General features: G+C 46.0%; 14 protein-coding genes. 11 read left to right on the top strand and 3 right to left on the bottom strand.

Annotation, left to right across the window (positions count from 1 at the left end):
- The first annotated feature begins 8 nt into the window (after window positions 1-8).
- The 5 genes from ACFI6J_RS07940 (at window position 9) to ACFI6J_RS07920 (ending at window position 4,295) form a co-directional block, all read left to right on the top strand.
- The gene (locus ACFI6J_RS07940; protein WP_332306399.1) at window positions 9-1,391 is read left to right on the top strand and encodes an MFS transporter; all 1,383 of its coding nucleotides are present in this window, start codon (window positions 9-11) and stop codon (window positions 1,389-1,391) included.
- 125 nt (window positions 1,392-1,516) lie between these two features.
- A complete protein-coding gene (locus tag ACFI6J_RS07935; protein ID WP_014977258.1) occupies window positions 1,517-2,113 on the top strand; it encodes a DUF7010 family protein in 597 nt (198 codons plus the stop codon).
- A 28-nt stretch (window positions 2,114-2,141) separates the two neighbouring features.
- Complete coding sequence (locus tag ACFI6J_RS07930) at window positions 2,142-2,471, top strand: DMT family transporter (RefSeq protein WP_014950526.1); 330 nt, start codon at window positions 2,142-2,144, stop codon at window positions 2,469-2,471.
- Window positions 2,472-2,487: 16 nt separating this feature from the next.
- Entirely contained in the window at window positions 2,488-3,678 is a 1,191-nt protein-coding gene (locus tag ACFI6J_RS07925) for a sensor histidine kinase (protein WP_014977259.1), read from the top strand.
- Window positions 3,675-4,295, top strand: coding sequence for a response regulator transcription factor (locus ACFI6J_RS07920; RefSeq protein WP_014950528.1), 621 nt, complete (start codon window positions 3,675-3,677; stop codon window positions 4,293-4,295). The genes ACFI6J_RS07925 and ACFI6J_RS07920 overlap by 4 nt, the downstream gene beginning before the upstream one ends.
- Before the next feature lie 7 nt (window positions 4,296-4,302).
- On the opposite strand, the gene ACFI6J_RS07915 is transcribed toward ACFI6J_RS07920, so the two are convergent.
- The 3 genes from ACFI6J_RS07915 to ACFI6J_RS07905 form a co-directional block, all read right to left on the bottom strand.
- Window positions 4,303-4,635 (bottom strand): hypothetical protein, encoded by a 333-nt coding sequence (locus tag ACFI6J_RS07915; protein WP_014950529.1) that lies wholly within the window; start codon window positions 4,633-4,635, stop codon window positions 4,303-4,305.
- A gap of 51 nt (window positions 4,636-4,686) precedes the next feature.
- On the bottom strand, window positions 4,687-4,959 hold the full coding sequence (locus ACFI6J_RS07910; RefSeq protein WP_039226219.1) for a hypothetical protein: 273 nt from the start codon (window positions 4,957-4,959) through the stop codon (window positions 4,687-4,689).
- A 126-nt stretch (window positions 4,960-5,085) separates the two neighbouring features.
- Window positions 5,086-7,350, bottom strand: a complete 2,265-nt coding sequence (locus tag ACFI6J_RS07905) for a TonB-dependent receptor (protein ID WP_156086848.1) — start codon at window positions 7,348-7,350, stop codon at window positions 5,086-5,088.
- Window positions 7,351-8,147: 797 nt separating this feature from the next.
- On the opposite strand from ACFI6J_RS07905, the gene ACFI6J_RS07900 reads away from it, so the two are divergent.
- The 6 genes from ACFI6J_RS07900 to ACFI6J_RS07875 all read left to right on the top strand — a co-directional run bounded on the left by ACFI6J_RS07900 (window position 8,148) and on the right by ACFI6J_RS07875 (window position 16,317).
- Window positions 8,148-8,810 (top strand): GntR family transcriptional regulator, encoded by a 663-nt coding sequence (locus ACFI6J_RS07900; RefSeq protein WP_014977261.1) that lies wholly within the window; start codon window positions 8,148-8,150, stop codon window positions 8,808-8,810.
- 65 nt (window positions 8,811-8,875) lie between these two features.
- Entirely contained in the window at window positions 8,876-9,751 is an 876-nt protein-coding gene (prpB, locus tag ACFI6J_RS07895; RefSeq protein WP_014950533.1) for a methylisocitrate lyase, read from the top strand.
- Between the two features lie 260 nt (window positions 9,752-10,011).
- Window positions 10,012-11,136: a bifunctional 2-methylcitrate synthase/citrate synthase gene (prpC, locus tag ACFI6J_RS07890; protein WP_462557336.1), complete on the top strand. Its 1,125-nt coding sequence runs from the start codon at window positions 10,012-10,014 to the stop codon at window positions 11,134-11,136.
- A gap of 18 nt (window positions 11,137-11,154) precedes the next feature.
- Window positions 11,155-13,746, top strand: coding sequence for a Fe/S-dependent 2-methylisocitrate dehydratase AcnD (acnD, locus tag ACFI6J_RS07885; RefSeq protein ID WP_252118983.1), 2,592 nt, complete (start codon window positions 11,155-11,157; stop codon window positions 13,744-13,746).
- Between the two features lie 11 nt (window positions 13,747-13,757).
- Window positions 13,758-14,939, top strand: a complete 1,182-nt coding sequence (prpF, locus tag ACFI6J_RS07880; protein ID WP_462585993.1) for a 2-methylaconitate cis-trans isomerase PrpF — start codon at window positions 13,758-13,760, stop codon at window positions 14,937-14,939.
- A 121-nt stretch (window positions 14,940-15,060) separates the two neighbouring features.
- Complete coding sequence (locus tag ACFI6J_RS07875; protein WP_014950537.1) at window positions 15,061-16,317, top strand: response regulator; 1,257 nt, start codon at window positions 15,061-15,063, stop codon at window positions 16,315-16,317.
- The last annotated feature ends 6 nt before the right edge of the window (window positions 16,318-16,323 follow it).

Genomic DNA, 16,323 nt, shown 5'->3' with positions numbered 1-16,323 from the left:
CTGCCCTTTTGGTTGCAGGGGCACTCTTTATGGAAATTTTAGACGCCACGGTTATCACCACGGCGTTACCTGTCATTGCTGCCGACTTCAATGTGCCGGCAGCCCACCTATCTATTGGTGTATCGGCATACTTAGTAGCCGTAACACTTTTTATTCCATTAAGTGGTTACGCCGCCGATAAATTTGGCGCTCGCACTATATTTGTAGCAGCGATTGCCGTATTTACTTTTGCCTCGGTGCTTTGTGGTCTGAGTACCAGCTTATTCGAATTTACCTTATCTCGAATTCTTCAAGGTTTAGGCGGGGCAATGATGGTTCCCGTGGGAAGATTAGTGGTTCTGCGGGACTTGCCAAAGGAAAAGCTGGTAAAAACCGTGGCCATTATAACCTGGCCTGCGTTAAGCGCACCGCTACTAGGTCCTGTGCTAGGCGGTTACATCGCCACTCATTTCAGCTGGCAGTGGATTTTTTATATGAATATTCCACTGGGCATAATCGCTATCATCGCGTCACTGTATCTCCTTAAAAACATTAAAGGCAATGTAGGTAAATTCGATATTAAAGGCTTTTTGCTCACCGGTATCGGCTTTGCGCTATTTATGGCGGGGATCGAGTTTTTAGCAAGTACCAGCGACAAGCTTATTCGACCACTTGGCATCATCGCTATTGGCTTAGTACTCATGGTATTGGCAGTCAAACACGTAAAAACGGCCAAGAATCCACTATTTTCTTTCGATGCGATGCAACACAAAACCTTCCGGCTTACTGTGTTTGGAGGCTCTGTTATGCGTGTCGCACTTGGCAGTGCACCGTTTCTTGTGCCACTCATGCTCCAGCTTGGATTAGGTTACTCACCTGTAGAAGCCGGCTCACTGTTGCTGTGGCTGTTTGCTGGAAACTTAGCGATAAAGCCAGCGACAACGTGGATCATGAATACCTTCGGCTTCAAACGCGTGCTTGTAATAAACGGCGTGCTCATAGCCCTTGGTTTTGTGGCGCTCGCGATGATAAATCACTCCACATCGTCATTTACTATTGCCGTTATTTTATTTGTTAACGGTATTACTCGCTCAATGCACTTAACGCTAATAAACACCATTGCTTTTGCCGACGTCCCCCCCAATAAAATGCGAGACGCAAACACGCTAGGCGCCATTTTAATGCAAATGAACCGCGGTCTTGGCATTACCCTTTCTGCGCTTGCTATCGCTGCTGCAGCATTCATTCTTGGACAAAGTGCCAATATGCCAAACCTACAAACGTTTACGCTATCTATGATGTTTATGGCCGCAGTAGCACTTGTCAGCATTTACGATAGCTTAATGCTGTCGAAGGAAGATGGCGATTCAGTGTTAAACAAACGAAAAGCGAAAAAAGCACGACAGACTTAGTTCATAGGCTTCATTAAGTGAACTGATGACAATTGTCATACGCGATTGGTGACGTTTGTGACTAACGCAATCTGAGGTACCTCGGCATACTTTACCTATAGACATTACAACATCAGGTAAAGCTCATGGAACAAGTATCTCACGCTTCATCAATAACTCCCGTGCAAAATGCTTCCATCCCATTGGAACAGCAGCGGGAAGATTTTAAAAAGAACCGATTCATTGCCATGCCGCTGGCAGGCACTGTTGTTTGGGCTCTACTTGGTATCAGCGCTCCCTTTGTATCTGAATTAACCATTACCTGGTTGCTGTATATCGGCACAGGTGCCATCTTCTACCTCGGTGCAGGTCTCTCCTACCTCACCGGTGAGCGATTTTTTGCCAAAAAGCCGGCAAAGAACAGTTTTGATCGTCTTTTCTTCGTTGGCATGATCATGAGCCTAATGGTATTTGCCATTGCGCTTCCCGTTGCAGCCATCGACCACACCACCGTCCCTTTGAGTATTGGCATTCTCGCAGGCCTGATGTGGATGCCTTTATCATGGGCTATCGAACACTGGATAGGCTACTTTCACACGCTAACCAGAACCTTCGGCATCGTCGCCGCCTGGTACTTGTTTCCCGATGCAAGGGTAGAGGCAATATCGGCTGTGATTGTCGCTGTCTACATTGTGTCATTAATCACCCTTGAACGCCGTTTTCAATCAATCAAATCTAACTAATTTCACTTTAATTAAGAAGGAATGCACTATGACTTATTTACTTTTAGCAGTTGCAGTTATCACCGAAGTTACCGCTACCATGCTGCTTAAAATGTCGAACGGATGGGAGAAATGGGCTTTTGGGTACGGCGCTATCTTTTTCTACGCGATATCTGGGATGCTGTTTGCCATGGTCTTAAAGAATATGGGAATTGGGGTCGCCTACGCCATTTGGTCGGGTATGGGAATCGCACTTATCACTGCTGCTTCGGTGGTATTTTGGAAACAAACTTTCGACATTTATGCCGTGCTGGGTATTATGTTGATTATCTCTGGTACGCTGCTAATTACTAGCAAGTCTGCCGTTGTATTTCAGTAGGGACGAAGTACTCACAATGCTCAGCAATAAAAGCATACAAGATAGTTACAGCGCGGTGCCTGCCGTCAAAAACGAGAGCACCGCGCCTGACATGCCCCTTTTGGCAAGTGGACGGAAAAAGCGCTGGTCTCACGGAAGCTTGTTTTTTTCACTGTTCTTTTTTGTTCCACTCATTATTTCCCGTCCTCTTCCCATCGAAACATGGGTACTTCAAACCCTGGGATACCTTAGCTTTGTCATTCTTTACATTAAAGCCATAAACCAGCCTGTTAAAACACTGCCCACTTATTTGCTACTCATGTTTCTACTTTCGGTAGCATGCAGCTTTCAAAACCCTGGTGGCGCAACCATTATCGGCTTTATTGCTTTTATCGTAGGTTATTACAATTCGCTCAAGACAGGCATAATGAGCATAGGCATGATGATGCTGGTACTCGTGTCACTGCACATTACCGTATTTAATAACGCACATTTTCTTTTAAGTGCTTCGTTGCTCAACAGCTTAGTGCTATTCGGGTTTGGTGTTATGGAGCGCAAAGAAACGCTTCATAGTCTGAAAGAGAGCCAGCAGGCCGAAGCACTACGAGTATTGTCTGCGATCGCTGAACGTGAGCGAATAGGCAGAGACTTACATGATGTTGCGGGTCACGCACTCAGCTCTATTTCGTTAAAGGCACAACTGGCCGATAAACTTATAAGCAAAGATAAGATTGAAGACGCGCATCGCGAGGTAAAAGCGCTGGCACAGCTTTCTCAAGCGCTACTGAGTGATATTCGTCAAGCAGTGTCAGATATCAAGCAGCTTTCTCTTAGCGATGAAATAGCAAAAGACAAATCACTGTTAGAAGAAAACGGCTTTAATGTTACAACCGATATTGAAGGCGGCGCTGAAGCACGTTTAAGCGCTAAACAAGAAAGCCAGCTTGCGCTTATTATCAAAGAGCTGACAACCAATACCTTGCGCTATTCAAACGGTAACGCGGTATCCCTTGGTCTTGAAGTTAATGAGCAAACCGTGAAAATGACCTATAAAGATCATGGCGTAGTTGAGAACACCGCATCAATTAAAGAAGGAAACGGATTAATGGGAATTAGAGAACGCGCGGCGTCTATTCATGCGGATGTGGACATTTCTTTCCTTCCCCACCCTATTGTCAGGGTTCAGCTTACTGCCGAGCAAGCTTTGTCACATAAGGCTTCCCTATGAACTCAAAAGCGCCAACTACCATTTTGATTGTTGAAGATCAGTCGCTGGTTCGCGATGCCATTGCCATGCTTCTGTCATTAGAAGACGACTTAACCATTGTTGAAAAGTGCAGTAATGGAAAGGAAGCCATTGATTATTTAAATGATAACCCTGCACCACACATTATTTTGAGCGATATTGAAATGCCGCTGGTTTCAGGGCTAGATCTAGCCGCCCACATTGCAAAGCAAAATCTCAATACCAAGGTGGTATTAATGACTACCTTTTCTAAACCAGGCTACATCAAGCGTGCATTAAGTTTAGGGGTTAAGGGTTTTATATTGAAAGAGTCTGACAGCGACTACCTGATAGATGCCATTCACAAAGTCTCTGCGGGAGAAAAGGTAATTTCGACTGAGCTCGCCATCATGGCTCTTGACGACAACAATCCACTGTCGCAAAAAGAAATGTCCGCACTAAAACTTGCTTCAGAAGGGCTTAAAACCCAAGGCATTGCTCAATCACTGTTTTTATCTGAAGGTACGGTAAGAAACTACCTCTCAGAGGCTATTTCAAAGCTCGATGCGACCAACCGCGTAGATGCTGCTCGCATAGCTAAACAAAAAGGTTGGCTCTAATAAAGGCTTAAAACCACGTCGTAGCAATTGCTGTAGACGTCGGTATATTTAGCTTTTCAGACAAACCGGTAAGCACGCGTTCGGGACCGTATACGATACCTTGCTGTTTAGCGGTCCATACGCAGGTTAAAATACTCGTACCTTTGCGTAATTCACACTGCCACTTAGCGGTCGTTTCAGCGAGCCGTTCATAGTCATCTTCTATTTCCCAACCTCCGTCTACATGGTCTACGATAAGTTGTTCAAATTGAGCGAACGGAATAGGTTGAATGATTACCCATTCGTTTTTCTTAAACTTTTTTTCTAACCGCGATTTTTTAAAACTGGTAAACAATCCCACGCTCCATCTCCGTATGATTGAAAGGCCCTACTTACTACAAAAGCACGTCTTCTATTTCGACACCGTTCCCATAATCTGCCCTGAAGGTGTTGGACAAGAACACGATGTTCCAACCATTTCACTATTTGACGTTGGGCACGCGCCATACTCACCGTTTCCGCTATAACGACATTGGTTACCAAATTCAGGTTTAGCAACTGCAACCTTGCCGTTTTTCTTCGCGTTTATATCTTCATCGTCGGGTAAATACACCGTGTAGGTACACCCTGACAAAAGCATATTAACAACAAGAAAACCAATACCGTAAAGTGCTTTCACTTTCATAAATAGTTGCTGGGCATTTTTAGAACAGTTTTAAAACTATGCTAATAATGAAGATAAAACAAGAAAAAATAAGCAAAAAAAAGCCAGTCTTTAGACTGGCTTTATAATTGTAACTCGTTGTAGCTATTAGAATTCAGTTGAGAACCTAACACCAAACTCGCTTGCGTCGTTGCTTAGAATTTGCAGGATGTAGTCACCTGTATTCAAGCGTGCATTGTCGTAACGCTCATCAAAAATATTGCGACCGTAAAGTGCAACAGTATACGCATCATTCGCTGGCGTATAAGCGATGTCGAAGTTAACAAGCTCACGGCTATCAAGTTTAGTCATACGCTCAGGTGCTGAAGTAGGCTCACCATACATTTCTGCACGATATGAGTAATCTGCACGTACGCGAATTGAATCACCACCATCAAGCTCAAAGGTATACTGCGGACCAATTGCAAGGGTTAGGTCTGGAGTAAGTGGCGCTACAGGATTGAATCCATCTTGCTCTTCAACATCAACATCCATATAACCAACGCTGGTCATCATGCTGAAGTTGCCATAGGTAAACGTAGCATCAGCTTCAACACCACGAGATGTTTGCTCTACCACAAGGTTTGCGGTGTCGAAACCACCTTCGCTCACGCGACTTACTTGGTAAGGAAGATCTTCAAACTCAGTGTTAAATACTGCAACGCTAATGTCGAAGTAATCATTCACACGACCTTTAATACCTACTTCATAGTTAGTAGCAGTAATATTGTCAGACGCCGTAAAACAGTTATTTGCGCGAACCGCCGCTTGAGCGCCTTCGATATCATCAAAGCCACCTGCACCGAAGAACTCACCAATTAGGCAGTAAGGACGTGCTGGGAATTGACCCGACTGGTAGCCAGACTGAATTGTCGCATAGCCTGTCATGCCATTTTCAAATGTGTAGTTAGTGGCGAGTTCCCACGTCACTTCGTCCCAATCATTTGAATCATAGATAGTACCAAGTGCTGAAAATACGTTCGCTGATGCTTCTTTTTCATCTTTCGTGTAACGAAGGCCACCAGAAAGGCTAAGCTCATCAGTTAAGTCACGGCGAACGTTAACGTAAACCGCTTTTGAAGTGGTTTCTTGATCGAGTTCTAGCAGGTTAGCCCCACCGTCAAAACTAGAGTCGTCACCTTGACGGTTGCTACCTTCTTCGTTGAAGTAGTAAACACCAGCAACAAAGTCAGTGTATTCGTTGATATAGCCGTTAAGCTGAAGTTCGATTGATGTTTGATCGGCTTCGCCACGCTCAGGGAACTGATCTAACGAGTAAATTGTACCGTCATCATCAAGACCTGCTTTGTACTTAGATGTACGCTGGCTTGCAACAACCTTTGCAGTGTAGTCTTCGTTAATGTCCCACTCAGTAGTGAGTGAAAGACCACGCGCTTCGTTCGACACGCCAGTTACTGCTTCAGTACCTGTTGCATTGTCGTAGATATCAGCGCCTTCAGGTGTCACATCTGTGTTACGTAACGGTACACCAACACCATTCTGACCACCGAAATAGCGATCTGAACCCACTTCATCAATTAGCACAGTGTAAGGACGCAGACCGCCGTCGCCATTGTTAGCATCTGCAGTTAATACCATGCGGAAGTCATTTGATGGCTCCCACTTAAGAGAAACGCGGCCAGAAACATCTTCAGTCTCACCAACATCGTACTCGGCGTTAGGTACGTTGATGAACTCACCAAGACCATCGCGCTTGTTAAATGACAGGTTCATGTTAAACGCTACGGTTTCTGAAAGACCGTGGTTAACAAAAAGATCAGCTTTAACGCGACCACGTGTACCAAATTCAGTGTTGATTTTGGTTGCATCACCTTGGTCTGGCTCTTTTGTGATGATGTTAATTGCACCACCAATCGAGTTACGACCATATAGCGTACCTTGAGGGCCACGAAGTACCTCAATACGCTCAATATTATTTAGGCTCCAGTTTTGACCAACCTGACGGCCCAGATAAACACCGTCTACATAAACACTCACACCCGGATCGGTTGTGATTAGGTGATCTTGAAGACCAATACCACGAATAAATGGGTTTACAGACGATGTGTGGCCGGCAGAGAAACCAGTAACATTTAGGTTTGGAACGAATTTACCAACGTCAGTCAGGTCAGTAATACCTTGGTCAGCTAACTTGTCGCCATCGAAGGCGCTAATAGCAATTGGAACTTCATAGATAACTTGAGGGCGTTTTGTTGCGGTAACGGTAATGGCTTCAAATTGTTGCTCTTCAGTTGCTTCTGCTTCTTGGGCAACGGCAATATTTGAAATTGCTGGAACGGTCATCGCTACTGCTAGTGCGACAGGTGAAAGCTTACTGGCGAGTGCCTTAGACACGTCAGTATTGGTTTTCATGGTATAACCCCTTTGCGTGAGTGTTAGGTGTAATAATATTTTTAGGCCGCTTCAAGTTCTTCTTTGGAACTTTGAAAGACTAAACTCACTAATTTAAGAGGCGCACATAACCTTGTGCTTATACTGGATTACAGGCAATAAAAAAGTAAGTCGCAATAAAACATTACAAACTTACTTTCAATGAAACTCTGCTTTAAAAGTAGAACTTACTTTTCCAGCCCTCTAAAATTCAGTACGAAGAATTTAGGCTTGAAGACTGGAACGATATGTTACCGTTAGATTACGATCTTGCAAAGTAAAATATTACACTTTTACTAAAATAAGACTTCAAAATTAGACTAATTGGTTAGGTTAAGCATCAAACAAAAAGTATATATAAATTCCATAAAAACAATTAGATATCATAAAGATAATTTACTCTATCTCTTCACAACACCTAAGCGAATAAAGTAAAGAAGACCTAGACCAAATGGACAAACTTTAAACAAATCACCATTGGCTTGAATCATTCTTTAGCTCAGAACCTCTGTATGTAACTTTCGTTACCAATTTCCCTCCTCCGTCCGGGCAGTAGCTATCAATATGGTTGCGCAAGGTTCGCCTAATAGACGTAAGCTGACACATGGCTCTGTTTGCGTATCGCATTAAACCATTGCACAACTGTCAACACAGGCCTCTAAACAAGACTATCAGACTAATATCTTACTCTCGTTGTCGACAATCCAAACCTTTTAAGGTTGAAAAAACGCCAAAATGGGCATATATTGTCGACATTAGCCATTTTAAGATTCTATACAGTGTTAGTAAAAAGCGAACAAGCCATCACCAATGCCGACCGCACTTTCTTTCAATTAAGAAAGGATATTGTTGAGGGTATCATTCCAGCAGGCAGTAAGCTGAGTGAAATGGAATTGTCGACAAAGTATGAAGTCAGTCGCGCCGTTATTCGTGAAGCCATCAATCGTCTCGCTACCTGTCACTTGGTGGAACGTAAAGCTAACGTGGGTGCCCGTGTGGTTGCACTGTCCCCCGAAGGCCTTATTCAGCTATACCAAGTGCGCGAAGCATTAGAGGGTATGGCCGCCCGCTTGGCTGCACGCTACATGAGCGATGAAGAAATTGCCGACATGCAGGCGTTGCTTGATAGCCACTTCGATAAAGTAAAAGACGGTCAAAGCTATTATCAAGAAGCCGGCGATGTAGACTTTCACTACAGAATTGTAACCGGCAGTAAAAACGATCATCTCATCAGCGTACTTGTAGACGGGCTTTACCATCTTGTTCGTATGTATCGCGTACAGCTCGGTATGGCTGGCCCTCGCGTAAGTACCGCCTTTGATGAACACAGACACATCGTTAACGCTATTGCCAATCGCGACGAGGAACTGGCTGAAATGCTAATGCGTCGCCATATTCTTTATTCAAAAAATAATATTGAGAAGAAGCTTAATCATGGTTAACACCACTCAGTCTTCTTCATACCTAATTCACCTCTACCCTACTTTCAAATAAGCGAGTGATTATCATGAGTGCAGGAAAGAAATTCAGAACCGCATTAGAGAACAACAAACCGCTACAAATTGTCGGCACCATTAACGCCTATACTGCCATGATGGCAAAGGCTATTGGGCACCAAGCGATTTATCTTTCAGGTGGAGGCGTAGCGAATGCGTCTTACGGCCTACCGGACTTAGGCATGACGTCACTTAATGATGTGATTGCAGACGTTCAGCGCATTACCAGCGCGTGCGATCTTCCGCTAATGGTAGACATCGACACCGGTTGGGGCGGAGCATTTAACATTGCCAAAACTATTCGCGACATGGAAAAAGCAGGCGCGGCGGCAGTTCATATGGAAGACCAGGTTGCGCAAAAGCGCTGTGGTCACCGTCCTAACAAAGAAATTGTTAGCACAGAAGAAATGGTAGACCGTATAAAAGCTGCAGTTGACGCCAGAACTGACCCAGACTTTTTCATTATGGCGCGCACCGACGCATTCGCACAAGAAGGTTTAGACAAAGCCATTGAACGTGCAAAAGCCTATGTTGCAGCAGGTGCTGACGGTATTTTTGCCGAAGCAGTGCAAACCGAAGAACATTACCGTGCATTTGCTGAAGCGCTAGACGTTCCGATCCTTGCCAATATCACTGAGTTCGGCAAAACCGAACTATGGAATAAAGAAGAGCTTGGTGAATGGGGTGCCGACATGGTGCTTTACCCACTAAGTGCATTCCGTGCGATGAATAAAGCAGCAGAAATGGTTTACAAATCTATACTTGAAAACGGCGATCAAAAAGCCGTTGTCGACAGCATGCAGACACGCATGGAACTGTACGATTATCTTGGCTACCACGAGTACGAGCAAAAACTAGATGCTCTATTCGCAGAAGGTAAGAACTAACACGAATACGAAATAGCAGGAAGCGAGTGAGGTGCGAGGCACCATTGAAGCTGAAACGGTACACAGGGCGTTACCACGCCGTGAACCCATCCATGGGGGCTCCGTTTCGGCATCCATGCCTCAAAGGGGTAACGCCCCGTGCACCGCCCCCACTCTCTCGGTGCCTCGCACCCCACTCGCCTGATGAGTTCAAATATAGTTTTTATTTCTAAATTTTTAAAAAAGTACCTTACAAATTATACAAGACCGGAGACAACAAGATGGCTAAACAGTTAAGTGGCGCGGGTTTACGCGGCCAAGTTGCAGGCAAAACAGCATTATCAACCGTAGGTAAATCAGGTTCTGGTTTAACGTATCGTGGCTACGACGTAAAAGACTTAGCGCAAAACTGTCAATTTGAAGAAGTGGCGTACCTTATTCTTAAGGGCAAGCTACCTAATCAGTCTGAACTTGACGCATATAAAACAAAACTTCGCGGCATGCGCGGCCTTCCAACAGCACTTAAAGAAGTGCTAGAGCGCATCCCGAAAAATGCCCACCCAATGGACGTACTTCGCACGGGCTGTTCAATGCTAGGTAACCTTGAAATGGAAACCAGCTTCGACCAGCAACAAGATGTTACGGATCGTATGTTAGCATGCTTCCCAAGTATCATTTGTTACTGGTACCGCTTCTCGCACGACGGCGTGCGCGTAGACGTTGAAACCGATGACGACTCAATTGGAGGTCACTTCCTTCACATGCTTCACGGCGAAAAGCCACGTGAACTTCACGAGCAAGTTATGCATGTATCGTTAATTCTTTATGCAGAGCATGAATTTAACGCGTCTACCTTCACTGCACGTGTTTGCGCTTCAACCTTATCTGATATGCATTCTTGTGTAACGGGTGCTATCGGCTCACTGCGTGGTCCACTTCACGGTGGTGCTAACGAAGCCGCCATGGAAATGATCGAGGGCTTTACCTCTGCTGATGACGCAGAAGAAAAAATGATGGGCATGCTTGAGCGTAAAGAGAAGATCATGGGCTTTGGTCACGCGATTTACTCTGAGTCAGACCCGCGTAATGAGATCATTAAGCAATGGTCTGAAAAACTCGCTGCCGATGTGGGCGACGACGTACTTTACCCTGTGTCTGTTCGCTGTGAAGAAGTGATGTGGCGCGAGAAGAAGCTTTTCTGTAACGCCGATTTCTTTCACGCCTCTGCGTATAACTTCATGGGTATTCCTACACCGCTATTTACGCCAATCTTCGTAATGTCTCGTCTAACTGGTTGGGCGGCACACGTTATGGAACAGCGCGCTGACAACCGTATTATTCGTCCGTCAGCAGAATATACCGGCGAAGAACTACGCCCAGTGCCAGCTATTAGCGAACGCGCTTAAGATTAAGGTTGGGGTTTTATGAATATTGATTACCGTAAACCGCTTCCTAACGCGGGTATCGATTTTTTCGATACCCGTGAAGCGGTAGATGCTATTGAGCCTGGCGCCTACGCCAAGCTGCCTTACACCTCACGTGTACTGGCTGAGAACTTGGTGCGTAAATGCGCCCCTGAAATGCTTACCGACTCACTTAAACAGCTGATTTATCGCAAGCGCGACTTGGACTTTCCGTGGTTTCCTGCTCGCGTAGTGTGTCATGACATTTTAGGTCAAACGGCACTGGTAGACTTAGCGGGGCTTCGCGATGCTATTGCCGCAAAGGGCGGCGATCCGGCGAAGGTTAACCCCGTAGTTCCAACACAGTTGATTGTGGATCACTCATTAGCTGTAGAGCATGCTGGTTTTGAGAAAGACGCGTTTGAAAAAAACCGTGCAATTGAAGACAGACGTAACGACGACCGTTTCCACTTTATCAACTGGACAAAAACGGCATTTAAGAACGTGGATGTTATCCCCCCGGGTAACGGCATTATGCACCAAATCAACTTGGAGCGTATGTCGCCGGTTATTCAAGCTCGCGACGGCGTTGCCTTCCCTGATACGCTAGTGGGTACAGACAGCCATACGCCGCATGTTGATGCACTTGGTGTAATTGCCGTAGGCGTTGGCGGCCTTGAAGCGGAAAGCGTTATGCTAGGCCGGGCGTCTTACATGCGTTTGCCTGACATTGTAGGTGTTGAGCTAACGGGTAAACCACAGCCTGGCATTACCGCAACCGACATCGTACTAGCATTAACTGAATTCTTGCGTAAAGAGCGTGTAGTCTCTGCGTATTTGGAATTTTATGGCGAAGGTGCATCGCATCTAACGCTTGGCGACCGCGCTACCATTTCGAACATGACACCGGAATACGGTGCCACTGCAGCCATGTTCTACATTGACCAGCAAACTATTGATTACTTGCGCCTAACAGGACGTGAGGAAAAGCAAATTGCACTAGTTGAGCAATATGCTAAGCACACAGGTTTATGGGCTGATGATTTAGAAACTGCCGAGTATGAGCGGGTGCTTACGTTCGACCTTTCTGCTGTTGGCCGTAACATGGCTGGCCCTTCTAACCCACACGCACGTTTACCTACCAGCGATTTAGAAAGTCGCGGTATAGCAGCGAAGTGGATCGAAGAGGAAGGCAAAATGCCTGATGGCGCGGTTATTATCGCGGCAATCACAAGCTGTACTAATACATCTAACCCACGCAATGTAATTGCTGCTGGTTTACTTGCTCGAAATGCCAACGCGCGCGGTTTAACCCGTAAGCCGTGGGTTAAGAGCTCACTAGCACCAGGCTCTAAGGCCGTTAAGCTGTATCTTGAAGAAGCTAACCTGATGAGCGAGCTGGAAGATTTAGGCTTTGGCGTGGTTGCCTTTGCGTGTACTACCTGTAACGGTATGAGCGGCGCGCTAGACCCCAAAATTCAGCAAGAGATCATCGACCGCGATCTTTACTCAACAGCAGTATTGTCGGGTAACCGTAACTTCGACGGCCGTATTCACCCTTACGCAAAGCAAGCATTCTTAGCATCGCCACCACTGGTTGTAGCTTACGCCATCGCCGGTACCGTGCGCTTTGATATTGAAAAGGACGTATTGGGCACCGACAAAGAAGGCAACCCAGTAACGCTTAAAGACATTTGGCCAAGCGACGAAGAAATTGACGCTATTGTAGCGAAATCGGTGAAGCCAGAGCACTTCAGAAAAGTGTACGAGCCAATGTTCGACCTTAGCGTTGACTACGGAAAAGACATTAACCCGCTTTATGACTGGCGTGAAATGAGCACCTACATTCGTCGCCCGCCCTATTGGGAAGGCGCAATGGATGCTGAGCGCACCATGAAAGGTATGCGTCCACTGGCTATTTTGGGAGATAACATCACCACCGATCACTTGTCGCCTTCAAACGCAATTTTAGCCAGCAGCGCGGCAGGTGAATACCTCCACAAAATGGGCTTACCGGAAGAAGACTTTAACTCGTATGCCACACACCGTGGTGACCACTTAACCGCACAGCGCGCTACCCTTGCGAACCCGAAAGTGTTCAACGAGATGGTGCTGGAAAACGGTGAAGTGAAGCAAGGTTCACTGGCGCGCGTTGAGCCAGAAGGACAAGTTATGCGCATGTGGGAAGCTATCGAAACCTACATGAACCGCAGACAGCCGCTGATTATTGTAGCTGGCGCTGACTACGGTCAGGGCTCGTCACGAGACTGGGCAGCTAAAGGCGTACGTCTTGCGGGTGTTGAAGTGATTGTAGCTGAAGGTTTCGAACGTATTCACCGCACTAATCTAATTGGTATGGGCGTATTACCGCTTGAGTTTAAACCAGGCACTACACGTAAAACCCTTGAGCTAGATGGCACAGAAACGTACGACGTAAGCGGCGAACCGTCACCAGGTGCAACGCTTACGCTAGTAGTAAACCGCCAAAACGGTGAGCAGCTAGAAGTACCAGTAACCTGTCGCCTAGATACCGCAGAAGAAGTCTCTATTTACAGCGCAGGCGGTGTATTACAGCGCTTCGCCAAGGACTTCTTAGAAGCTGAAGCTAGCTGAGGGGAAAAAACATGACAAAGTATGCGCCACAACTTCGAGTACCGGCTACCTACATGCGTGGCGGTACCAGTAAGGGTGTGTTTTTCAATTTAACCGATTTGCCAGAAGCCGCGCAAAAGCCAGGTCCGGCGCGCGATGCCCTGCTTCTGCGCGTAATTGGCAGCCCCGATCCGTACGGTAAACAAACCGACGGTATGGGCGGTGCTACATCAAGTACCAGCAAAACCGTTATCTTAAGCAAAAGTGAACGTGAAGGTTACGATGTCGACTATCTATTTGGTCAAGTAGCCATAGACAAGCCATTCGTAGACTGGAGTGGAAACTGCGGAAACCTAACGGCAGCCGTAGGCGCATTTGCGATAACCAATGGGCTAGTGGATAGAAGTAAATTACCAGAAAACGGCATTGCCACCGTCAACATTTGGCAAGCCAATATCAACAAAGCCATTATCGCTAAGGTGCCAATGACTAACGGGGAAGTACAGGAAACTGGCGATTTTGAACTAGACGGTGTCACCTTCCCTGCCGCAGAAGTAGAAGTAGCCTTTGTTGACCCAGCTGACGGTGAAGGGGCAATCTTCCCGACAGGACGATTAGTCGACATACTTGAAGTCCCAGGCGTAGGCTCACTTCAGGCGACCATGATAAACGCGGGTATTCCGACTATTTTCATCAACGCAGAAGATATTGGCTACACAGGCACTGAACTGCAGGATGATATAAACAGCGACTCCGAGGCGCTGTCCAAGTTCGAAGCAATTCGTGCACACGGCGCGGTTCAGATGGGGCTCATCAATGATGTGGGTGAAGCTGCAAACAGGCAGCACACACCAAAAGTCGCGTTCGTTGCACCTCCAAGAGGTTACCAAGCTTCCAGTGGCAAAGATATTTTGGGTTCAGACATTGATGTATTGGTTCGCGCACTGTCTATGGGGAAACTTCATCATGCTATGATGGGCACGGCAGCAGTCGCGATCGCAGCGGCTGCGGCGATACCCGGCACTCTTGTAAATATCGCAGCTGGCGGCGACGAAAGAGACTCAGTTACTTTTGGGCATCCATCAGGAACGCTAAGAGTAGGTGCTAAAGCGACGTTTGAAGATAACAAATGGCAAATTAAGCAAGCTGTAATGAGCAGAAGCGCACGTATTTTGATGGAAGGCTCCGTGCGTGTTCCCGCTGAACAAAGTTAGTACAACGCAATGTTATATAAGAATAAAATTATTTAGACATAAGTATAAAACGCCCTCTCTTTGAGGGCTTTTTTGTCTATAATTGGTTATTATCGAAGCCTAAGTGCCGAGAGTAGATCACATGTATAAAGTTCTTGTAGTAGAAGACAGTCTCACTGTCCGAAAGATTGTAAACAAACTTATTGAGGATAATCCTCACTTTACGTGTGATCTGTGCGAAGATCTTGCGGAAGCGAAAAGTGCTCTCGAGAGTGACACCGAATACTTGGCAGCCATAGTCGACTTAAACCTTCCCGACGCTCCCAACGGCGAGAGCGTTGAGCTTGCACTCTCTTACAACGTTCCAACCATCGTACTTACTGGGAATTTCGACGAATTTACCCGTGCTCAGTTACTTGATCAGGGCGTACTGGATTACATTACAAAAGAGTCTCGCTATTCATACCTTCAAGTGTCTAAACTTGTAGACCGCTTAAGAAAGAACCTCACTACCAAAGTGTTGGTAGTGGAAGATTCTAGAACGAGCCGAAATCACATTTGCTCATTACTTCGCAAATTCCAATTTCAGGTGCATGAAGCGAACGATGGCTTAGAAGCGTTGGAAGAGCTTGATAATCACCGCGATATTAAGATGGTTATTGCCGATCACCGTATGCCCAATATGGACGGCTATGAACTGGTTAAAGCAATACGCCACGAAAAACGCATGCAAGACTTGGTATTTATCGGTTTATCGGCAAACGGCGACAGCGTGTTGACCTCGAAATTCATTAAAAGCGGCGCCAATGACTTCCTGTCCAAACCGTTTTATCACGAAGAATTCTACTGCAGAATTATGCAAAACCTTGAATCACAAGAAATGATTCAAACCATTAGAAATTCAGCAAACTTAGACCCGCTAACCAAGGTATACAATCGCCGTTTTCTCTACGAAAAAGCAGAAGAGTTGTTTGCCAATAAAGCGTCGAGAAAGGATGTCATTGTGTCTATGATCGATGCTGACAACTTCAAAAGTGTAAACGATACCTACGGCCATAAAACGGGTGACATGTTATTGCAGGAATTTGCAGCATTGTTAAAAGATTACTTCCCCGACGATCTTATTGTGCGCTATGGGGGTGAAGAATTTACAGTGGTATCGGTAAGGCCACCTAAAGTGTATCTATCTGCGCTTTCAGCGTTTATGGATGCAGTGCGCTCTACTATTTTTACCAATCACAAGTTCAATATCACGTGCAGTATCGGCGTATGTACCGAGGAACACAAGTGCTTGGAGTCGCAGTTAGAAGTGGCTGATGCGCGCTTATACGAAGCTAAGCACGCAGGCAAAGATCAGATCATTCTGAGAGACTCAGTCGCCAAAACAGTAGAGGCGTAAATCACT

The sequence above is a fragment of the Alteromonas sp. G4i13 genome, assembly GCF_054960505.1.
This window is presented reverse-complemented; position numbering and strand designations above follow the sequence as displayed.